The organism is Paenibacillus sp. TAB_01, assembly GCF_043945595.1.
Taxonomy (GTDB): Bacteria; Bacillota; Bacilli; order Paenibacillales; family NBRC-103111; genus Paenibacillus_S.
Genome location: NZ_JBIFNP010000001.1, coordinates 5386312 through 5407724, shown reverse-complemented (window position 1 = coordinate 5407724; position 21413 = coordinate 5386312). Strand labels below are relative to the sequence as shown.

Genomic DNA, 21413 nt, shown 5'->3' with positions numbered 1-21413 from the left:
CGCTGCAAAAAGAAACAGCCCCTGTGATCTCCACGGGGGCTTATTGCTTTTTTGTTGTATGATGGACGACGGTCCGGTTGCGGCCGTTTCTTTTGGCCTCATAGAGAGCCAGGTCGGCGCCGGAAAACAAGCATTCCTTCGTGCAGCCTTTTTTATAATCGTGTACCCCGATACTGATCGTTACCGCCTGTCCCTTAAGCTCCTCATGGTGCTGCTCCTCAATGCGTTTGCGGATATTCTCCAGATTGTACAGTGCTTTCTCGAGCTCCATATCTGTGAAAATGATAGCAAATTCTTCGCCGCCGTAGCGCGCCGGAAAATCATTCAGAGAAACCATATCCTTAATGGTTTGTGCGACGGCTTTCAATACCACATCTCCGGCCCGGTGGCCGTACGTATCATTGACCTTCTTGAAGTGATCGATATCGAGCAGCGCAAGCTGAAACGATAAATTGTATTTTTCCCCCTGCTCAATCAGCTTGTCCAAATATTCATGAAAGGCCATATGGTTGTAGAGCTCGGTAAGCGCATCGGTTTTGGCCAGCTTGTCCATAATAATGTTCTTGATCAGCAGGTCCTGCCCGGAAGCGATGGACGAACGGAGATGACCCATCAGCTCTGAGCCCCGGCTCATGATAGCGAGCGCGGCGGCACCGCCGATCGTTAATACCAGCGTCATCGCAATCAGATCGTAAACCGTATACTTGGAGTGATAACAAAGGTTAAAAAAGAATAGAGAATACAAGCAGGCTAAGCTGATAATATACGAAAAAATGACCTTGCGTATCTGAAAATAGAAAATGGAGATCAGTATGGGAACGTACAAGATGGTCAGCAAGGCGGTTACATTCGGGAAGGAGTTGACCATGCCATACGAGATGACGGCTCCGCCAATAATGATAATGTAATCGTTGGAACGGTTCATCCAGTAATGCAGGGCCTCGATACATAACATGGCCAGGCACATCCAGAGGGTATTTAAGGTGAATAACGGCGCGAATTGATTGTCGTGGCGGAGAAGGACGACAAGGTTATAGACGGACGTGGTAATAATGGAAAAAAGAATGATGCTCCAGTATCCCAACAGCAACTTCCGGTTCCAACGAGGCAAATTCACTAATTGCAATAAGTCAAACCCCATTCAATTGTCACTCCATATATGAGCTGCATTTCAATCTCTTCATCTCTGCACGCTAGCCTTGACGATGATCCGTGCCGAAGTAAGTATGTACTGCGCCGGATTCGCTTCTATCATGATCTTGCGAAGGATATAAGTCGATTATACCTTGTTAACTATACCATGGGAAATTGTTGTTTGTATATATGCCTCGCGGCGGCCATATACTTAAAAAAGAAGTTAGGGAAGGAAGGAGTGAATAGGATGAAGCTGATTGCTTTGACCCTAATGAAATCGCCGGGCGAGTCGGTTGGACGGCTCGGGCAAGCGGTACGGGAAGCGGTCGAAAGTGTGGATAAAGAGCAAATCACGGTGGAGTCGCACAGCTCCGACACTTGCTCTGTCATTGAAGTGAATGGCGTGCTGCCCCGCTTTCAGTTGGACAATCGGGCGGACGCGCTCTATAAAAAGGTCGCCGACGCACTGGCCGATTGGATTGTGAACGAAGAGGAAGAACAACTGATTCGCGCCTTGGTTGCCAAGGAGTTCGATTACAAGGAAGAAAGCGATGTGCGTTCCATTCTGAATTACTGCCGGCATATGATTCAGATGGAATCGGCGGAAGAAGCGATGGAACAGACGGCACTGCGCCGTAAATATAAAATTGCGGAAGCGGCTTATGCTTATTTACAGGAAAATACGGAATTGAATCTGGATGGATTCATGCGGTTTAGGCTGAGGGCTTACAGGGAAGAGCTGCACGAGCTGGCCGAATACGCGATTGATGAGTTTCTGATGGATCAGCAGTATCAGGAGTTCATATCGCTGCTGAAATATTTTGTCTATATCCAAGAAGCCAAAATCCCTCTCGCTCACCTGATACATAAAGGCGGCAACGAGTTCGTGCTGCTGAATGACCGGATGGAGCCCATTGATACAAGCGGAAACGATGCAACCCTGACGGTGGAAATGCTGGAGCGGGACATTAATTTTGAGGATGTAATTGTCAGCACGCTCATCTCTGTTTCTCCGCAGCAGATATATATTCACACCCGGGATCCGGAAGTACAGGTTATCCAGACGATTACGCAAATCTTTGAAAACAGGGTGCAGCTTTGTAAATATTGCAGGTTATGCCAAACCCTTGACCGGTCTGCCGCATCTGATTATAATAAAGGATAATGCTGAAATCAAAGACAACAATTATTGAAGTACTGCTCAGAGAGAGGAGTCCCGGCTGCAAGCTCCTTCAGTTGAAACGACAATAATTTACCCCTTTGTAGCTGAAATATGGAACGCGGACTGCCAGGCGGCTGCAAGTATATATTTCCGGGTCATTCCCGTTAACGGATGCCGTTGAGGATTCGTTTCTTAAGCGAATCGAACTAGGGTGGAACCACGAGACCAAGCGCACTCGTCCCTTTTTGGGATGATGCGCTTTTTTTGTTGTCACAATAAGGATATTGGAGGCTGAAAGACATGGCAGTAAAAGTAACGTTTCCGGATGGAGCGGTAAGAGAGTACGAGCAGGGAGTCACTATAGAAGAAGTGGCCGGCTCCATCAGCTCCGGGCTCAAGAAAAATGCGGTAGTAGGTAAAATCAACGGCAAGACGGTTGATCTGAATACGCAGATTTCAAATGATGCGGGCTTGGAGATTGTCACGCTGGACAGCGAAGCGGGCCTTGAAGTGTACCGTCATAGTACGGCACATCTTATGGCTCAAGCCATCAAGCGGATTTATGGCGAGAAAGCCGTTAAGCTAGGGATCGGTCCTGTCATCGAGGACGGATTCTATTACGATATCGATTTGGAAACGCCGATTACGCCGGAGGAACCTGACGAAGATTGAGAAGGAAATGGAGCGCATCACGCAGGAAAATTTGCCGATCCGCCGCCGTGTCGTCAGCAGAGAAGAAGCGATCCGTATTTTCACGGAGCTTGAAGACCCGCTGAAGCTGGAGCTTATTCGCGATCTGCCTGAGGATGCCGAGCTTTCGATCTACGATCAAGGCGAATTTTTTGACCTGTGCCGCGGCCCGCATTTGCCTTCTACCGGCCGGATTAAAGCATTCAAGCTATTGAGCGTAGCCGGAGCTTACTGGCGCGGAGATGCCAAGAATAAAATGCTGCAGCGCATTTACGGGACGGCGTTCCCTAAGAAAGCGGATTTGGACGAGCATCTTCATCTGCTGGAGGAAGCGAAAAAACGCGATCACCGCAAGCTTGGCAAAGAGCTTCAATACTTCACCTTCTCGCGTGAGGTGGGACAAGGCCTGCCGCTGTGGCTGCCTAACGGAGCGAAGGTCCGCCGTACAATGGAGAGATATATCGTCGATCTGGAGGAAAGACTGGGCTACGATCACGTCTATACGCCTGTGCTCGCGAATGTGGAGCTGTATAAGACTTCCGGTCACTGGGAGCACTATCAAGAGGACATGTTCCCGAAAATGATTATGGACAACGAAGAGCTGGTGCTTCGTCCAATGAACTGTCCGCATCATATGATGGTGTATAAGAGCGAAATGCGCAGCTACCGCGACCTTCCTGTCCGGGTAGCCGAGCTTGGAACCATGCACCGTTATGAAATGTCCGGAGCTTTGACGGGGCTGCACCGCGTACGCGCGATGACGCTGAACGATGCGCATATTTTCTGCCGTCCGGATCAAATCAAAGAAGAGTTTGCCCGCGTCATTAACCTCATTCGCCAGGTTTACGAGGATTTCGGCATCAAGGAATACCGTTTCCGTCTGTCTTACCGCGATCCGAAGGATACGGAGAAATATTTCCCGGACGATGCAATGTGGGAAATGTCCCAACGCATGCTTCGTGAAGTGGTAGAGGAGCTGGGCCTGCCATTCTTCGAGGCGGAAGGCGAAGCGGCCTTCTACGGTCCGAAGCTGGACGTTCAGATCAAGACCGCGCTGAAGAAGGAAGAGACGCTCTCTACAGCTCAGCTGGACTTCCTGCTGCCTGAGCGCTTCCAGCTGGAATACGTCGGCGAAGACGGGCAAAAGCACCGTCCTGTCGTTATCCACCGCGGCATCATCTCTACCATGGAGCGTATGACTGCGTTCCTGCTGGAGAATTTCGCAGGCTCTCTGCCAACCTGGTTATGCCCGGTTCAGGCGAAGGTAATTCCGGTATCGACGGCTTTCGAAGGCTATGCCAAAGAAGTGGCGGAGAAGCTGCAGTATGCAGGCATCCGCGTCGAATCCGACCTGCGTAACGAGAAGCTCGGCTACAAAATCCGGGAAGCGCAGCTGGAGAAAATTCCTTACATGCTCGTCGTCGGTGAGAATGAAATGAACAATGCCAGCGTCTCCGTCCGTAAGCGCGGCGGTGTCGATCTCGGCGTACAAGGCTTGGACAGCGCCATTGCGATGATCAACGAGGTTATTCAAACGAAACAAATCGACTAATATAGCACTTGGGTTACAGGCGGGCGGAAGAATCCTCAATGGATTCTTCCGCTTTTTTTTATTGTATTTGGGGGCTCCCCGCAAAGTACCTGAGTTCGCTTCGAAGCATAGACCCCACTTTCTGGGGATATTCAGCTGCGGTTCAGGTTAAGCGGCCGGATGTATAATCCTTTGCAAATATGGACAGCCTCTTCTAATAAGGGGAGGTTTAACTAAACCATGTTACCTAAAACCGTAGCACATGCCAAATGGGTTTGTCTTGTTGTCATTCTATTGTCTGTATTCCTGGCTTTAGAACAAAAACAACAGTCCTTGGCGCAAAACGGTCAAACGAGCTTAAACGATCACAATCAGACGGTATCCGGTCCTGCATGGACGCAAAAGGCTCCGGCAGCGGGACTGCAAGGCCAAACGACACAGGCAGTGGCCGCCGTCAAACCCGTCAGCACAGAAAACAAAAAACAAAAAGAATATACGATCGTACCCAACCTGAACAAGGACATGTCCAAATACGCCGTGGTAGAGGTTGTTGCCACCGGGTATTATGCAGGCAAGGAATCGACCGGAAAGTGACCCGGGTCACCCTGAATATGGCGTGACGTTCTCGGGAATGAAGGTGCAGCGGGATAAAAATTCATTTTCGACGATAGCCGCCGATCCTGCCGTCTTTCCGATCGGAACCGTGCTGTACATTCCCGGATATGGCTACGGCATTGTAGCGGATACGGGGAGCGCCATTAAAGGCAAACGGATTGACCTGTACTTTGAAACAAAGGATCAGGTTTACCGGGAGTGGGGCAAAAAGACGGTGAATGTGCTTGTTGTGAAAAAAGGCGAAGGAAAGATCACGAAGATGATGTGGAACCAGCTTGAGAATGAGATTTTGTTCTAAACGAGTATGTAAGTCCTAAAATTGCCAACATAAAGGCCGATCATCTAACCCATACTATGAAAGTAAAGGGGAGGTGATTAACCATGGCGAAAAACAAGAATAAAAAACCTCAACAAAATGATACTGAGTTTTCCGAAGAAGTGCTGGCGACCAATGTACAGCAAACTGGACAAAACAATCCTAACCAAGGCGCAAATAACAACGCAAAGTAGTAATTAAGTAGTAATTAAGAAGTAAATAAGCTGTAAATCCAAGAAGCCGAGCTTGCGAATCCGCGAGTATGGCTTCTTTTTTTGGTCATTTCTGAAGAAAGCGGCTCCTTTCAGTTTTTCCTATTGACAAAAACAAATGATAACGATTATCATTATCATTTGTTTAAGGTACATAAATGACGAGGAGTGTTTGGGATGTCCAAAGTGTTAATCGTTTTTGCAAGCATGACCGGCAATACCGAAGAAATGGCGGAGGCAATTCGGGATGGAGTTCGAGATGCAGGCATTGAGCCTGAGTTCAAGTCGGCATTGGACGCCAGCGGCTCGGAATTGACTGAATATGACGGCATCCTGCTGGGAGCCTACACTTGGGGAGACGGGGATCTGCCGGATGAGTTTCTGGATTTCTACGATGAAATGGACGGCCTTGATTTGACCGGTAAAAAGGCGGCTGTATTCGGTTCTTGCGATTCGAGCTATTCTTCCTATGGAGCAGCTGTAGATACGATTATAGAGAAGCTGAAGGAACTGGGCGCCGAAGTTGTACTGGAGGGCCTGAAGGTTGAACTGAATCCTTCGAATGACGAGAAGCAGGAATGCTTTAATTTTGGCAAGCAGCTGGTTGAGAAGCTGGCTTAAATCAGTGGTACCGCTTTAAATGATTCCACCCCCTGGAGAAGATGGCAGGAATCTTCGCATCTCAAAATAGTTGTTTTCAAAGCAGCGATTTTAGTGTAAAATAAAATTACTGTGATGAATGTTAACATTAAGAGACAGGTGATGTTCCATGCTGAATGCTTTATTAACAGGGAGTTCGATTCCGGTGAGTAAACGAAAAGCGGCTGAAGTTTATCCTTTTTTAGATGCCTATATAGCTCGCAAGGAAGAGCAGATTGCCGAGATTGAGCAAGTGATCGAGCGTTATGAGAAAAAACGGTTAATGGAAGAGCGAAGCTACCAGTCTATGTCAGCTTTGCGCCGCATGTTCACGGGGAAAAAGCCGGATCACCATCTTGCCGTGGAATATATTCATTACGTGAAAAAGCCAATGGAGCAGATTCGAGCGCTTCGGGCTGAGATTGAGCATGCCAAAACGATTCGCAGTTCCAATCCGGCGGATTGGGTTGACGTCAGCGACGAGCTGGAAAAGGAAATGGCCTAATATTGCTCTTTATCGAGCTGCCTATACAGAAAGCCGGCTTCCCTCAAAGGAATCCGGCTTTTCGTTTTATGAATAAACGCCTCTTGAGCATCCCGTCCGGCGGGAGGTTCAGGAGGCGTTTATTCGGATGTTCTTACTTGCTTTCTCTTCGAAGGGCGTCGATATCGATGAATTCGTGGTCCTGGCTGTAGGCGGGGACTCCATGGATCCCTACGTCCAGTCCGACCAGCTCTTCGTCTCTGCTGACGCGAACCGGTATGAACCGGTTAATGAGTTTCAAAGCTCCCCACGTCAATACGAAGCCCCACACGGAGACAATAACCAAGCCCAACGCTTGTATCCCAAGCAGCTGCCAGCCGCCGCCGTAGAACAGGCCGCTGTAGCCTCGACCGACCCCTTCGGTCAGCTCCGGCTTGGCGAACAAGCCCAAAGCCAGCGTGCCGATACTTCCGCTTACGCCGTGAACGGCGAAGGCTCCTACAGGATCGTCGATCTTTTTGGACTCAAGGTACTCGGTCGCCACGACCATCACAATGCCACAGATTACCCCGATCAGAATGGCTACGCCATCGCTGACGAACGCGCATCCGGCCGTTATGCCGACAAGGCCTGCCAGCGAGCCGTTAATGACCATCGGAGGATCCGCTTTCCGGTAACGAAACATGGTGAAGAGGATGCACGAAGCTCCGCCGGCTGCGGCGGACAGCATAGTCGTTACGGCGATATGGCCGATCGAGCTGTTCGTCGCGCTCAAGGTGCTTCCGGAGTTGAAGCCGAACCAGCCGAACCAAAGGATGAATGCGCCTACGGATGCCAGAGGCAGATTGGAGGGAGGGACGATATTCGAGGTTCCGTTCTCGGAAAATTTACCGATACGCGGTTGCTATGAACAGGGCGGCAGCCAGTGCAGAGAAACCGCCTAAGGCGTGAATGACCGCGGAGCCGGCGAAGTCGATCATACCGAGGCTGCCGATCCAGCCGCCTACGCTCCATACCCAATGGCCCGCAATAGGATAGATGAGGCCGGTCATCGCAATCGTGTAAAGAATGTAAGCGCGAAAGTTGATTCTTTCGGCCACGGCCCCTGAAACAATGGAAATGACGGCAATGACGAATGCGCATTGAAAGAGCCAATACGTGTCGTGAGAGATCGACAGCTTGATATGTGTCAAGTCTCCTCCCATCATAAAGCCGGTCGTTCCGATGAGTCCGGACACATCCTTCCCGTACATGAAAGCGAACCCAAAAAAGTAAAACACCATTGCGCCGAAGGTGATGTCCACGAATACTTTCATGATGATGCTGACGGCGTTCTTCTGCCGAACAAAGCCTGCTTCCAGCAGGGCGAAGCCGCCTTCCATCAGCAAAATCATGGCGGCGGTAAGCACGACCCAGATGGTATCTAATCCACCGGCTAAAGTGGATAAATCCATACCCTCATCTCCTTTTTACGTACATTATAGAGAAACTCCGACCATCATTATACGGTTCCTATGGTAATTATGTCAACGGATTACGTAAGAATAAATGACATAAGTCGCTCTTGTTCGCCAATTCTCTTATCAAGCATAATCTTGTCCAAAATCGCTCATTCTAATTAGTAAAATTGCACTTATGGAGGAATAAGCGAATGATCCCTTTACAATCCGGCTTGGTGAACCGCGAGGAGGCCTTTGATCAGGTTAGAGAAGCTTTGCATCGTTTTGAATTTGCACTCGGCGGCAACTGGGATTACGACCATGGCTACTTCGACCGGTACCTGGATGAGGCGCATAAGGTGTGGCTCCGCATTCCGTTTCAGGTGACTCATGGCGCCCTGGATGGGGATACCGAGGCAACGGATGCGATTATCCGCTTGGGCGAACCGTTCGTGCTCAAGCATCTATATAATGAAGGCTTGGATCGCGAAGCCCAGGTCAATACGCTCGGTGCTCTTGTCAATCAGTTCCAGGAGCCGGTTGACAAGGATGCGGCGGTGGAAGATAAATGGGTTCAACAGGCGAAGAGGCTGTTGACTGAAGTAGAACACTCGATGAAGTGAGAATGAATCCCCCCATCCCCCCCTTGAACTCAAGGGGGGCCCCAGGGCACTCGCGTCCCTGGACCCCGCAAATTTGGTGGAGACAGCTGATTTGGGTGGTACGATGTGAGGTTTGGTGCGGGGAACGCGTCTGTCAGGGTACGATCACTTTACTTGGGTAAAGTGATCGTACCCTGACACGCTTCCATGCCTGCCCTCGCGGTTAAGTCCGCGTGATAGGAAAGAGAGCTTTGGCTTCGCCAAGCCCTCCTTCCTATCACGCACGCTAACCGCCTTGCTCTGGCGATTGAATCCCCCCATCCCCCCTTGAACTCAAGGGGGGCCCCAGGGCACTCGCGTCCCTGGACCCGCAAAATTGGTGGAGACAGCGGCCTTTGGAGGTTCGATGTGAGGTTTGGTGCGGGGAACGCGTCTGTCAGGGCACAATCACTTTACTTGGGTAAAGTGATTGTGCCCTGACACGCTTCCATGCCTGCCCTCGCGGTTAAGTCCGCGTGATAGGAAAGAGGGCTTTGGCTTCGCCAAGCCCTCTTTCCTATCACGCACGCTAACCGCCCCGCCCTGCTCTGTCCTGCATCGACGTAAAGCGGGTTCGGCCGGCTTTGCGACAGCAAACCGGCTGAACAGCCGCGCTCCCATTCAACAAAACGAGACTCCACGCTCCACGCCGTTACCGCACGCATGAAAGCGTGTCTTTGCAAAGGATAGGATTGCTCGGGCAATCCTATCCTTTGCAAAGACGAAAGCGATCCCCCAACCCGCCGCCTATTCGAAGCCGCCTCCGCAGCTCCATCCGCCGACCTTGCTGGGTCTGAGGGGCGCCAGCGCCCGGGGCCCCCCTTGGAGTACAAGGGGGGTATGGGGGGATGTGCCTCTCATTTTACCTGTCTTTTATTTATTTTTAAGGTTTCTTTAAGGTTACGAAGGCAATATATAGTCAAGGATATGAAATAGCGAAAAAGAACAGGGGTTTATAGACGGAACGGAGGTCATAGAAATGGACGATAACAAAAGAGACTATTTTCGCCGGATGGACGGTGATGACCATAATGCATCCCGGGATCGGGAGCGCCAAACGAGCGATGAAGATACCGGAAGCGAACAGCAGGAACGGCCTTCTTACTATTATTCTTACGGGCCTTACAAATCGACTGCAGGGCAGGACGAAACGGCGGCCGGAACGACCGCAAGCACGAGCGAAGGACAGACGCAGCACGTAGAGGTAACCCCGCCGAAAGCAGTCCGTTCCTTTACCTTCAACGGATCGGAGAAGCCGATGCAGGATCCGATGGGAGCGTGGCAGTATGACCGTCCCAAGAAAGGATCCTCCTTTAAAAGTATCCTAATCTCTTTCCTGGCAGGCGCTGTGGTAGTGGGCGGTTTGATGTTCACCTCGGATAAAATGAACTTGTTTACCGGCAGCAAAGGCGTATTGAGCAGCGCCGCGGCGAGCGGAGCGGGACAAACTGCGGCAAGCTCCAACAACGGTACGGTCAAGCCGTCTTCGCTGGATTTGGGCAGACCTAACAATATCGCGCAGATTGCAGAGCAATCCGGTCCCGCTATTGTCAAGATCGAGACCAAGGTGAAGGCCAAGGCCAGCTCCGGCAGTTCTTTGTTCGACGATCCGTTTTTCCGTCAATTTTTCGGCAATGACGGGGGATCGCAGAGACAGAAAAACAATCAAAGCGATCAGCTTCAGCCGGGAGGCATGGGAACCGGATTTATTTTCGAAAAGTCCGGCTATATTTTGACGAACGAGCACGTCATTGACGGCGCTGAGGAAATTTGGGTTACGGTGCAGGGCTACGACAAGCCGTTCAAGGCGACGCTGCTTGGCAACAGCTATGATCTCGATTTGGCCGCGTTGAAAATTGACGGCGACAAAGAGTTCTCTTCGCTGCCTCTGGGCAAAGCGGACGATGTGAACGTAGGGGACTGGGTTGTGGCTATCGGGAACCCTTACGGCTTCGACCATACGGTAACCGTCGGCGTATTGAGCGCCAAAGAACGTCCGATCTCGATTCCGGACAGTCAAGGTACGCGCGAATACAAGCATTTGCTGCAGACCGACGCTTCGATTAATCCGGGCAACTCCGGCGAGCCGCTCCTGAACTTGAGCGGGGAAGTCATCGGGATTAATACGGCTGTCAGCTCTCAGGCCCAGGGGATCGGATTCGCTATCCCGACAAGCACGATTTCCAGTGTTCTCGACAACTTGAAGAACAATGTGAAAATACCGAAAGAGCCGGCTCCGTACATTGGAGTCAAGCTCTCCGATATCGATAAAGAATGGGTGTCCGAGCTGAAGCTGGAGAATACTAACGGCGCCATCGTCTCTGAAGTGGAGCGCAAAAGCCCAGGTTTCAAAGCGGGCTTGAGACCTTATGACGTCATCACGGAAGTGAACGGCGCGAAGGTAAACAATTCGCAGGAGCTTGTGGATAAAGTAAAAACGCTGAAGGTCAACGATAAAGCGAATCTGACTGTGCTGCGCGACGGCAAGAAAGAGACCATTACCGTGACCATCGGCGATAAGAACGCAACAGAGAGCCAACAATAAAACAAGGCGAGTATAGAAAAAGGTTAGGAAAGAAGTAGAGCGGAACACGTATTTCGTGAAGCTCTGCTTCTTTTTGCATCGCGGTGTTTTTTGATACAATGAACTGGAAGGACGGTGCTGCCGAATGAGAGAAAAAATTCTTGTAATCGACGATGACGAAAAAATCACCTCGATGCTGCGCAGGTCGCTGGCATTTGAAGGCTATATTGTTTTTACGGCCAACCATGGAATGGACGGATTGAAGCAGATTCTGGAGCATGAGCCGGATGCAATTATTTTGGATGTGATGATGCCGCAGCTGGACGGCTGGGAAGTGGTCCGGCGCATCCGGGAAGGCGGAACGACGATTCCCGTGCTGATGCTGACGGCCAAGGACGAAATCGCCGACCGCGTGAAGGGGCTGGACAGCGGCGCCGACGATTATTTGGTCAAGCCCTTTGCGCTGGAGGAGCTTTTGGCGCGGATCCGTGTGCTGCTTCGCCGGAAAACGGCCGAGAAAGCCGAGCTTGCGACGAACCGGCTGCAGTATCAGGACGTGTTCATGGATCTGGATACGCGGGAGGTATTCCGCGGCGGACAGCTGATTGAGCTGACGACCAAGGAATTCGAGCTGCTTCATTTATTTATGCAGAATCCGAAGCGGGTTCTTTCGCGGGATGTCATTATGGAAAAAATCTGGGGCTATGATTACAGCGGCGAATCCAATGTATTGGAAGTATATATTGCGCTATTACGTCAAAAAACGGAGGGTCACGGGCACAAACGGATCATTCAAACCGTTCGCGGTGCCGGTTATGTACTGAGAGGAGAGGGCTGATATGTCCATTCGTCTGCGTCTGACATTATGGTATACGGGCATTTTATCACTCACCCTGCTGCTATTCGGGATCGGACTGTATTACCTGCTTCACTTCTATTATTATGACAGCGTGGAGACAGATTTGAAGGAAAGGGCCGACACGGCCTACACCCGCATCCAGCCGAGAATTACGCCTACGCTCGGGGGAGACATCAGCTTTGATTTTGTGCTTCAGGGGCGGGATTTGCTGAACAATACAGGAACGTATTACCAGCTGACAAGCTTCGATAACGGGAGTCAGAACCGTTCCAATAACTTGAAGGACTTGAATTTATACCTGCCTGAAATCTCCGACAGCGAGAAGCAGCGGCTGGCGAGGGTCGACTATTTCATCGACCGCTCCACGATCGATTCCTTTGAAATCCTGATCTATAACCGTCCGATTTATTTAAGCCAGAACGGGACAACCCGGCTGGCTGGCGTTTTTCAGGCGGCCGTCATTATCGAGTCGTATGAAAAAGTATTTGCGCTGCTCCGTCTTATTCTGACGGTAACGTCCCTGCTGCTGGTGCTGCTGGCCGCTTCCTTCGGCTGGTTCCTTGCCCGCAAAGCGCTGAGGCCGATCGATAAAGTTATCGATGCGGCAAGCCAGATCGAGAAGGGGACTGACCTGGGGAACCGGATTAATTACGACGGGCCTCAGGATGAGATCGGCCGCTTGACCAGCACGATCAACGGCATGCTCGGGCGGCTGCAGAACGCCTATACCGATTTGGAGGATTCGTACCGCAGGCAGCGCCGCTTCGTTTCGGACGCCTCGCACGAGCTGCGCACCCCGCTGACGACGATACGCGGCAATGTGGATCTGCTGGAGAAAATGTGGCGCAAAACGGCGGCCGTTTCGTCCGATCAGGATCGCGATCAACTGGAGATGTCGCTCGAGGCGATGCAGGATATTGCCGGTGAAGCGGAGCGGATGACGCGTCTGGTGAACGATCTGCTGGCGCTGGCGAGAGCCGATGCGGGCTTCCAGATGGAAAAAGACGCCGTGCTGCTGCAGCCGCTCGTAGAGCAGGTTATACGCAGAGCGCAGCTGCTTCCGCGCCGGGCGGAATGGATTGCCGGAGATTTGTCGGCTCTTGAAGAAGCTTATGTGCTGGGCAATAAGGATTACTTGCAGCAGCTGATATTTATTTTTATAGAAAATGCGTTCAAGTATACGGAAGAAGGCTTTGTCAAGCTGGATGCCGTCCGTACAGCCGATCAGGTCGGGCTGCGCATACAGGATACGGGCCTTGGAATGGATAAGGAAGAGGTGCCGCATATTTTCGACCGGTTTTACCGTGCCGACGTATCCAGAGGCAAAACCTCGGGAACCGGCCTTGGCCTGTCCATCGCCAAATGGATTATCGACGAGCATCAAGGGTCTATTGAGGTGACGACCCGCAAGGGTGAGGGCAGTATGTTTGTCGTGTGGCTGCCCTTGATTGGACTTCCGACAACTTTCGAGTCAGGGCATTCCCTCCAACCCTTGAATCAGGTATAATGAACTAAGGAAGTATGTTTTTAATTGACCACTAACAAAATCAGGTAGGTGCGGAGGATGGACGTAATCAAAATCTCGCCCCGGGGGTACTGTTACGGGGTTGTAGATGCCATGGCGCTTGCCATGCAGACTGCCAAAAATTTGGATCTGCCGAGACCTGTGCATATTTTAGGAATGATCGTGCATAATTCCCATGTAACGGATTATTTTGATAAAGAGGGAGTTATTACTCTGGACGGTCCCAACCGGTTGGATATTTTGGATTCCATTGAGTCGGGCACTGTGATATTAACCGCTCACGGGGTTTCCCCGGAGGTGCGGCGGCGTGCCAGAGAGAAAGGACTGACTGTCGTCGATGCGACGTGTCCTGATGTAACGAAAACACATGATTTGATTCGGGAGAAGACCGCTGACGGATATCATGTCATCTATATCGGCAAGAAGGGACATCCTGAGCCCGAGGGAGCTGTAGGCGTGGCTCCGGACAGAGTGCATCTGATTGAGAAGCCGGAAGAAATCGATGCATTGGAGCTGGGGGCGTCGAAGATTATTATTACGAACCAGACGACGATGAGCCAATGGGATATCAAACATATTATGAGCAAGCTGCTGGAGAAATTCCCCCGTGCAGAAATTCATAATGAAATTTGTTTGGCTACGCAGGTTCGGCAGGAAGCGGTCGCCGAGCAGGCGAAGGATGCGGACCTGGTTCTCGTGGTAGGGGATCCGAGGAGCAATAACTCCAACCGTCTGGCCCAGGTGTCCGAGGAGATCGCAGGCGTCAAGGCATACCGGATTGCGGATATTACAGAGCTGAAACGCGAATGGCTGGAGCCGGTACGCAGGGTAGCGGTCACATCCGGGGCGTCCACGCCGACACCGATTACGAAAGAAGTCATAAATTATTTGGAGCAGTTTGATTTGCAGCAGCCGTCCACTTGGGAGATCAAACGCACGGTAAACTTGGATCGGCTGATCCCAGTAGCCAAGCAAAAGTCAGGCGCCGTAAGCGAATAACGAACGTTGGGGATGAAGGAATATGCAGCAGAATAACCGGGTTAAGACTAAGAAGCCTTTTCACGTCCGAAATATCAAACGTTGGTTTAAATATAAGTATCTGCTGCTGACACGGGCCAAGGGAGGCCCAAGCATGGTGGCGATGGGATTCTCTATCGGTCTGGCTGTAGAGATGTTCACGCTTCCAACTGCGGGGCTGGCCTTCTTTCTTATTTTTCCATTCATCTATCTGTTTCGTGGAAGCATGGCCGCCGCATTGATCGGGTTTGTGTTCGGAAAAATTATTTACCTGCCCTTAACGTACGTGCATCTGAAGGTAGGGGCGATGGTGCTGCCTCACGGTACGCGCAAGCTTTTAAGCTACGCCAATATGCCGGATTGGCTGGATATGTTCATCCGCTCTAACTTGAAGCTGTTTGTCGGCGGAGTGATTGTCGGGATTGTACTCGGCTTACTTGCTTATTTCCCTATTAAATGGGGATTGGAATTTTATGATGCCAAGCGTAAAGAAAAGCGAAAAAAAAGAAAAGCGCAGCTTCTGATTAGATCGGAATCGACCAGCTGAGGATGGTATTTGTTTCTTGGTATTGACGAGAAGCTTCTTCTCGTTGTATATTTACTTTAGTGATTAAAAGCTTAAAAGCGTATAAGCGTCGAAGCGTGAAAATACTTGTACTACATAAATCGATGAAGGAGTGCTGCCATCATGATCGTTATTATTTCGAATAAAGTACCTGAAGAGCGTATCGGAGAAATTGTCCGCCACATTGAAAAACACGAGGTTCAGGCTCATGTCTCCAGAGGTGTGAACCGGACCGTCATCGGCATTATCGGCAATGCGGATCCGAAGCTGGCCGAACAGCTGCGGCAGCTGTCCGGTGTGGAACAGGTCGTGAAGATTTCGAAATCGTATAAGCTGGCGAGCCGCGATTTTCATCCTGACGATACCGTTATTAAAATTAAAGACGTGGAGATCGGCGGCGATCAGCTGGTTATTATGGGCGGTCCTTGCGCGGTCGAATCGCCTGAACAGATCGATGAAATTGCCCGCTTGGTAAAGGCCTCCGGTGCGCAGGTGCTCCGCGGCGGCGCATTTAAGCCGAGAACCGGCCCATACAGCTTCCAAGGGGTTGGCGTCGAGGGCCTCGTTATGATGGCGGAGGCAGGCAAAAAGCACGGTCTGCTGACGATTACCGAGGTTATGACACCGGAATATGTTGATGTATGTGCAGAATATGCAGATATACTTCAAGTCGGCACACGCAACATGCAAAATTTCGATTTGCTGCGCAAATTGGGCACCATCAAGACACCTGTTCTGCTGAAGAGAGGGTTTAGCTCCACTTACGACGAATTCCTCAACGCAGCGGAGTATATCTTGGCTGGCGGAAATCCGAACGTTATGCTGTGTGAGCGCGGAATCCGAACATTCGAGCAGTACACGAGAAATACGCTCGACCTTTCCGCGATTCCGGCGCTTCAAACGCTCAGCCATCTGCCTGTCATCTCCGACCCGAGCCACGGCACGGGGCGCCGCGAGCTGGTAGAGCCTATGAGCAAGGCATCCGTTGCGGCAGGGGCAAACGGCCTGATTGTAGAGATGCATACAGATCCGGATAATTCGATGACCGGCGACGGCGTTCAATCGTTATTCCCTGAACAGTTTGCCAAGCTGATGGTCGATTTAGAGAAGCTGGCGCCGCTTTGCGGCAAAAGATTTGATACGGAAAAGTCTTTTGTAACGGTATAACTTAACATGCTTTAAGCGAAAAAGAAGACTTGGTTTTCCGGCTTTCGGAGAACCAAGTCTATTTTTGTCGAATATGTGAACGAAAGACGTAAAGTGTGTGAGCATACCTAACACTTCCGTAAAAAATACCTTACATAAGTATTGACGATGTTAAAGCAAAAGTTTTATAATATGACCATGATTAATAAAAAACTTGAACAATGTACGAACAAACAATGAAAAATGTTCGGAAATTAGGAGGTTAGGGATTCAATGTCAGTTCAAAACGTGTTAAACATCATCAAAGAAAAAGGCATCGAATGGGTTGATTTTCGGTTTGTAGATCTTTCCGGTAGAGCTCACCACATTTCCTTGCCGGCTGTTGAAGTAGACGAAGCGACTTTTGAAAATGGGGTTGCTTTCGACGGTTCCTCTATCCCTGGCTTTAAAGGTATTGAAGAATCCGATATGGTTATGATTCCAGACACGGAGTCCGTGTACGTTGACCCTTTCACTGCTCACCCTACACTGATCGTTATCTGTAACATCCATACTCCTGAAGGCGAGCGTTATGATCGCGACCCTCGTAGTATCGCGCACAAAGCAGAAGAGTACCTTCAATCTGCCGGTGTAGGTACAACGGCATTCTTTGCTCCTGAATCCGAGTTTTTCATTTTTGACGAAGTACGTTTCCAAAGCGGTCAAAACGAATCTTCCTATTTTGTAGATTCCGAAGAAGCTCACTGGAACTCCAACCGTAAAGAAGAAGGCGGAAACCTGGGCTTTAAAGTTGGTCACAAAGGCGGTTATGTGCCTGTAGGTCGCTACAGATACACAACAAGACATCCGCAGCGAAATGTGCCGTCTGCTTCAAGAAGCGGGCCTTCGCATCGAGCGTCATCACCACGAAGTGGCAACTGCAGGTCAAGGTGAAATTAACTTCCGTTTCGATACATTGACTAAAACAGCTGATAACTTGATGAAATACAAATATATCGTTCAAAACACAGCTAGACAATACGGTAAAGTAGCAACGTTCATGCCTAAACCATTGTTCGGTGACAACGGCAGCGGTATGCACGTTCACCAATCCATTTTCGATGGCGACAAACCGTTGTTCTTCGAAAAAGGCGGCTATGCTAACCTGAGCGAGCTGGCATTGCACTACATCGGCGGTATCTTGTACCATGCGCCTGCTTTGATCGCTTTGACTAATCCGTCCACGAACTCCTTTAAGCGTCTGGTTCCTGGCTACGAAGCTCCAGTTAACCTGGTGTTCTCCAAAGGTAACCGTTCTGCAGCTGTTCGTATTCCGGTTGCTGCCGTTACACCTAAAGGCTGCCGTATCGAGTTCCGTACTCCGGACTCCACAGCTAACCCTTACCTGGCTTTCGCAGCTATGCTGATGGCTGGTTTGGACGGCATCAAGAAAAAAATCGATCCTCGCGCTTTGGGCTACGGTCCGTTGGATAAAAACATCTACGACCTGTCCGATGCTGAAAAAGGCGAAATCCGCAGCGTGCCTGGTACGTTGGATGAAGCTCTTAACGCTTTGGAAGCTGACTATGAGTTCTTGACTGAAGGCGGCGTATTTACTAAAGATTTCATCGATAACTACATCGGTCTGAAACGCGGCGAAGCTAAAGCAGTTTCGATCCGTATTCACCCGCACGAGTACTCCCTGTACTTCGATCTGTAAGATCTTCGGTTTACCGAACTTATATATCTGTTTTACGGAAAAAGAACTCCGATTCATTCGAGGTCACTGAAAAACTAGCGGAGAGCACGGAATCGTTCTGTATAAGCGAAAGCGTTCGCCTTTGTCCTTGGATTTCAACCGCTACAAGCGGAAGATAATCAAAGAAATCCAGGGACAACAGCGATCGGAAGAATGTTCCGTACTCGTAGCGATGACTTTTTCAGTGGCCTCGATTCATTCGGGGTTCTTTTTTTTGCTGCGGTGGGGCGAAGCGGAGTTATTTTATGGTGGAAGCAGAGTTCTTTTATAATAGAAGAAATAGGGGAGCCGGCCTCACTTTAACGGGAAGGCGGCCGCAGGCTCGTAGGACGGTCTGCGCCCAAGATGGGTACGGTAGAGTACGAGGGAATCGACCCTCCATAGGCCCTCCTCGGCGTTGTCGATCACAATATGAGGAGCCAGCGTGCCGGCTGTAAAAGCGGACGCGCCCCGGTAACGCCGCGCTAATGTAATATGAGGATTGTACTCTCGCTGCTCACGCACGAAGCCGATCGTCTCCATCGCGGATTCGACATCTTGTTGAAGGGCTCTTAGACTCGCGAAATCGCCCTGTACGCCCGCCCATAAAATACTTGGCTCGTTAGGCTTGCCGAAGAAGCCCAGTCCGTGTAAGGTCAATTGGAAGGCAGCGTGATTGTTCGATATAGGCTCCAATAAGCTGGGAATCCGGTGAGCCGTATCAGCCGGCGTATCTCCCAGAAATTTCAAAGTAAGATGAAGGTCGTCAGGATGGGTCCATTTCTGAAAAGGGACCTGTTCCTGCAGAGTCTGCTGCTGCCGCTCAAGCAGCCTTCGCTGTTCTATTCCGAGCGGAAGCGCTACGAAAAGTCGCTCCATTGTCATACGTATTTGCCGCTCCTTTTCTCCATAGAACCTTTTACCCAATATAGGTTGTCTACTCCATCGCTAAATATGTATCAATGCTGTGAAGAATGAGCATAACTACTTGATGGATAGGGACAAACTTTGCTATCATAGCCATATCATAACAAAGGTGAAGGTGTGAAACCATGACAAAACGAGCGTACAATTTTAACCCCGGACCTGCCGCGCTTCCATTGGAAGTACTTCAACAAGCTCAAGAGCAATTCGTTGACTATAACGGCATCGGTATGTCTTTAATGGAGATTTCCCATCGCAGCAAAGAATATGAAGCGATTAACGCAGAGACGCAGCAGCTGCTTCTTGAGCTGTTGGGACTGCAGTCCGGATATAAAGTACTGTTTATGGGCGGCGGAGCGAGTACGCAATTTGCCACGATTCCCTTGAATTTTTTGAAGCCGGGTAAGGTCGGCAGCTATATCATTACCGGCAGCTTTTCCGAGAAAGCTTATGAGGAAGGCAAGGTTGTCGGCGAAGCGGTTATTGCGGCATCCAATAAAGAAGGCAAATGGAGAAGCCTGCCTAAGCAAGAGGATCTGCGCATCGATCCGAACTCTGCTTATGTGCATATGACGACGAATAATACGATCGAAGGCTCCCAATTCTCCTATATTCCGGAGACCGGCGATATTCCTTTGATCGGCGATATGACGAGCGGTATTTTGAGCCGTCCTATGGATGTCAGCAAGTACGCTATGATCTATGCGGGCGCGCAAAAAAATCTCGTGCCCTTCCGGTGTTACCGTAGCGGTGATCCGCGACGACCTGCTGACCGAGGAGCCTAAGCATATTCCGGTGATGCTTCGTTACTCCACGCACGCTAAGAACAGCTCATTGTATAACACGCCTCCGGTGCATTCGATTTACATGGTGAACCTGATGCTGAAATGGCTGAAGAACAACGGCGGCGTAGCAGCGATCGAGAAGCAGAACATTGAGAAAAGCAAGCTGGTCTATGATGTAATCGACACAAGCGGCGGTTACTACAGCGGCAACATTGATGCGGACAGCCGTTCCATCATGAACATTACGTTCCGCTTGCCAAGCGAGGAGCTGGAGAAGAAATTCGTGAAGGAGTCCGAGCAGCACAACTTCGTTGGGCTGGCAGGTCACCGCAGCGTCGGCGGCATCCGGGCATCGGCGTATAATGCCGTTCCTTACGAGGCTTGCAAAGCACTGGCTGATTTTATGGTTGATTTCCAAAAACGCAACGGCTAATAAATGTAGTAAGGCAGCCCTGAACTGAAGGCGGCCGCTGAAAAACTAGCGAGAGTGCGGATCGTTCTGTAGAAGTGCAAACGTTCGCCTTTGTCCCCGGATTTCAACCGCGCCAAGCGGGGGGAATTCAAAGAAATTCGGGGGCAACAGCGATCGGAGGAACGATCCGTACGCGCAGCGATGTATTTTTTCAGCGGCCTCAACTGAAGGCAGGGCTGTTTTTTCATGAACGGAAAGAAAAAAGACGGGCGCCGGCTTATTTCAGCGGGCACCCGTCCTTTATCGGATAGACGGAGTAAGCGTAACGTTAAGCGAACGATTCCTTCATAACAGGCTCGGTTAATTTGTAGCCGACATTGCGAATCGTCACGATATACTCAGGATTTCTCGCGTTGCCTTCGATTTTGTCGCGCAGGTGGCTGATATGCACATCGACGATACGGGTGTCTCCGAGAAAGTGATAATCCCACACGCCATGCAGCAGCTGCTGGCGGCTCAGCACCTTGCCCCGGTGCTTGCACAGGAACAATAACAGATCGAATTCTTTGGGAGTCAGCTCGATCGGCTGATCTTTCAGCTTCACTTCCCGCTGGTCGGGCTGTATGGTGATGCCGCCGACAACGATCGGCGCATTCTCCGTCGTGGAAGGCAGCGCCTGAACCCGGCGAAGTATCGCTTGGATGCGGGAAATCAGCTCCTGGGGGCTAAAGGGCTTGGTCATATAGTCGTCGGCACCGTTGTCGAGACCGGCGATTTTATCGGACAGATCCTGCATGGCGGTCAGCATAATGATGGGCACGAGGTTATTCTGGGTACGAAGCTTACTGCAGACCTGGATGCCGTCCATCTTCGGCAGCATGAGATCGAGTACGATCAGATCCGGGCGATAGTGCTGGATAGCCTGGAAGACGGCTTCGCCATCGTATACGCATTGAACCTCGAAGCCGACCAGCTTCAGGTTAAATTCTATAAGCATCGAAATGGAAGGTTCGTCGTCTACGACAAGAATTTTCTTCTTCATCCTTCGAATCTCCTTTGTAATTGCAGCTTGATAA

14 protein-coding genes and 5 pseudogenes are annotated in these 21413 nt (G+C 50.5%); 15 read left to right on the top strand and 4 right to left on the bottom strand.

The genetic code is table 11. The annotated features are described in order from the left end of the window. Window positions 1-40 precede the first annotated feature (40 nt). Window positions 41-1141 carry a GGDEF domain-containing protein gene (locus ACHHV8_RS26355; protein ID WP_395162348.1) on the bottom strand — a complete coding sequence of 367 codons (1101 nt, stop codon included), beginning with the start codon at window positions 1139-1141 and terminating at the stop codon, window positions 41-43. 240 nt (window positions 1142-1381) lie between these two features. On the opposite strand from ACHHV8_RS26355, the gene ytxC reads away from it, so the two are divergent. From ytxC to ACHHV8_RS26325, 6 genes and pseudogenes are all read left to right on the top strand, one after another. Continuing rightward, complete coding sequence (ytxC, locus tag ACHHV8_RS26350) at window positions 1382-2299, top strand: sporulation protein YtxC (RefSeq protein WP_395162347.1); 918 nt, start codon at window positions 1382-1384, stop codon at window positions 2297-2299. Window positions 2300-2596: 297 nt separating this feature from the next. After that, window positions 2597-4538, top strand: a pseudogene (gene thrS, locus ACHHV8_RS26345) (threonine--tRNA ligase). 516 nt (window positions 4539-5054) lie between these two features. Next, window positions 5055-5430 (top strand): annotated as a pseudogene (locus ACHHV8_RS26340) (3D domain-containing protein); the annotation flags it as partial. Window positions 5431-5513: 83 nt separating this feature from the next. Next, window positions 5514-5642, top strand: a complete 129-nt coding sequence (locus ACHHV8_RS26335) for a hypothetical protein (protein WP_395162346.1) — start codon at window positions 5514-5516, stop codon at window positions 5640-5642. A gap of 195 nt (window positions 5643-5837) precedes the next feature. Further along, the gene (locus tag ACHHV8_RS26330) at window positions 5838-6281 is read left to right on the top strand and encodes a flavodoxin (protein WP_395162345.1); all 444 of its coding nucleotides are present in this window, start codon (window positions 5838-5840) and stop codon (window positions 6279-6281) included. Window positions 6282-6465: 184 nt separating this feature from the next. Then, window positions 6466-6804, top strand: coding sequence for a hypothetical protein (locus ACHHV8_RS26325; RefSeq protein ID WP_395162344.1), 339 nt, complete (start codon window positions 6466-6468; stop codon window positions 6802-6804). Window positions 6805-6937: 133 nt separating this feature from the next. On the opposite strand, the pseudogene ACHHV8_RS26320 reads toward ACHHV8_RS26325, so the two are convergent. After that, a pseudogene (locus tag ACHHV8_RS26320) lies at window positions 6938-8237 on the bottom strand (ammonium transporter). A gap of 197 nt (window positions 8238-8434) precedes the next feature. On the opposite strand from ACHHV8_RS26320, the gene ACHHV8_RS26315 reads away from it, so the two are divergent. The 8 genes and pseudogenes from ACHHV8_RS26315 (at window position 8435) to glnA (ending at window position 18198) form a co-directional block, all read left to right on the top strand. Further along, entirely contained in the window at window positions 8435-8845 is a 411-nt protein-coding gene (locus ACHHV8_RS26315; protein ID WP_395162343.1) for a YugN family protein, read from the top strand. A 997-nt stretch (window positions 8846-9842) separates the two neighbouring features. After that, complete coding sequence (locus ACHHV8_RS26310) at window positions 9843-11408, top strand: S1C family serine protease (RefSeq protein ID WP_395162342.1); 1566 nt, start codon at window positions 9843-9845, stop codon at window positions 11406-11408. A 124-nt stretch (window positions 11409-11532) separates the two neighbouring features. After that, window positions 11533-12225 (top strand): response regulator transcription factor, encoded by a 693-nt coding sequence (locus ACHHV8_RS26305; protein WP_395162341.1) that lies wholly within the window; start codon window positions 11533-11535, stop codon window positions 12223-12225. Window position 12226: 1 nt separating this feature from the next. Further along, window positions 12227-13753: a sensor histidine kinase gene (locus ACHHV8_RS26300; RefSeq protein ID WP_395162340.1), complete on the top strand. Its 1527-nt coding sequence runs from the start codon at window positions 12227-12229 to the stop codon at window positions 13751-13753. A 57-nt stretch (window positions 13754-13810) separates the two neighbouring features. Next, complete coding sequence (locus tag ACHHV8_RS26295) at window positions 13811-14770, top strand: 4-hydroxy-3-methylbut-2-enyl diphosphate reductase (protein ID WP_395162339.1); 960 nt, start codon at window positions 13811-13813, stop codon at window positions 14768-14770. Between the two features lie 22 nt (window positions 14771-14792). Then, the gene (locus ACHHV8_RS26290; protein ID WP_395162338.1) at window positions 14793-15335 is read left to right on the top strand and encodes a DUF2062 domain-containing protein; all 543 of its coding nucleotides are present in this window, start codon (window positions 14793-14795) and stop codon (window positions 15333-15335) included. Window positions 15336-15476: 141 nt separating this feature from the next. Then, complete coding sequence (gene aroF, locus ACHHV8_RS26285) at window positions 15477-16520, top strand: 3-deoxy-7-phosphoheptulonate synthase (protein WP_395162337.1); 1044 nt, start codon at window positions 15477-15479, stop codon at window positions 16518-16520. A 252-nt stretch (window positions 16521-16772) separates the two neighbouring features. Then, window positions 16773-18198: pseudogene (gene glnA, locus ACHHV8_RS26280) on the top strand (type I glutamate--ammonia ligase). A 333-nt stretch (window positions 18199-18531) separates the two neighbouring features. Here the strand turns inward: glnA and thpR are convergent. Beyond that, complete coding sequence (thpR, locus tag ACHHV8_RS26275; RefSeq protein WP_395162336.1) at window positions 18532-19101, bottom strand: RNA 2',3'-cyclic phosphodiesterase; 570 nt, start codon at window positions 19099-19101, stop codon at window positions 18532-18534. A 167-nt stretch (window positions 19102-19268) separates the two neighbouring features. On the opposite strand from thpR, the pseudogene serC reads away from it, so the two are divergent. Next, window positions 19269-20358, top strand: a pseudogene (gene serC / locus ACHHV8_RS26270) (3-phosphoserine/phosphohydroxythreonine transaminase). Between the two features lie 307 nt (window positions 20359-20665). On the opposite strand, the gene ACHHV8_RS26265 reads toward serC, so the two are convergent. Continuing rightward, window positions 20666-21379 carry a response regulator transcription factor gene (locus ACHHV8_RS26265; protein WP_395162335.1) on the bottom strand — a complete coding sequence of 238 codons (714 nt, stop codon included), beginning with the start codon at window positions 21377-21379 and terminating at the stop codon, window positions 20666-20668. Between the last annotated feature and the right edge of the window lie 34 nt (window positions 21380-21413).

Coding starts and splice junctions, on each gene's coding strand:
- ACHHV8_RS26355 (WP_395162348.1), bottom strand. CDS start 1,141: ATGGGGTTTGACTTATTGCAATTAGTGAATTTGCCTCGTTGGAACCGG.
- ACHHV8_RS26295 (WP_395162339.1), top strand. CDS start 13,811: ATGGACGTAATCAAAATCTCGCCCCGGGGGTACTGTTACGGGGTTGTA.
- ACHHV8_RS26330 (WP_395162345.1), top strand. CDS start 5,838: ATGTCCAAAGTGTTAATCGTTTTTGCAAGCATGACCGGCAATACCGAA.
- ACHHV8_RS26335 (WP_395162346.1), top strand. CDS start 5,514: ATGGCGAAAAACAAGAATAAAAAACCTCAACAAAATGATACTGAGTTT.
- ACHHV8_RS26265 (WP_395162335.1), bottom strand. CDS start 21,379: ATGAAGAAGAAAATTCTTGTCGTAGACGACGAACCTTCCATTTCGATG.
- ACHHV8_RS26315 (WP_395162343.1), top strand. CDS start 8,435: ATGATCCCTTTACAATCCGGCTTGGTGAACCGCGAGGAGGCCTTTGAT.
- ACHHV8_RS26300 (WP_395162340.1), top strand. CDS start 12,227: ATGTCCATTCGTCTGCGTCTGACATTATGGTATACGGGCATTTTATCA.
- thpR (WP_395162336.1), bottom strand. CDS start 19,101: ATGACAATGGAGCGACTTTTCGTAGCGCTTCCGCTCGGAATAGAACAG.
- ytxC (WP_395162347.1), top strand. CDS start 1,382: ATGAAGCTGATTGCTTTGACCCTAATGAAATCGCCGGGCGAGTCGGTT.
- ACHHV8_RS26310 (WP_395162342.1), top strand. CDS start 9,843: ATGGACGATAACAAAAGAGACTATTTTCGCCGGATGGACGGTGATGAC.
- aroF (WP_395162337.1), top strand. CDS start 15,477: ATGATCGTTATTATTTCGAATAAAGTACCTGAAGAGCGTATCGGAGAA.
- ACHHV8_RS26305 (WP_395162341.1), top strand. CDS start 11,533: ATGAGAGAAAAAATTCTTGTAATCGACGATGACGAAAAAATCACCTCG.
- ACHHV8_RS26290 (WP_395162338.1), top strand. CDS start 14,793: ATGCAGCAGAATAACCGGGTTAAGACTAAGAAGCCTTTTCACGTCCGA.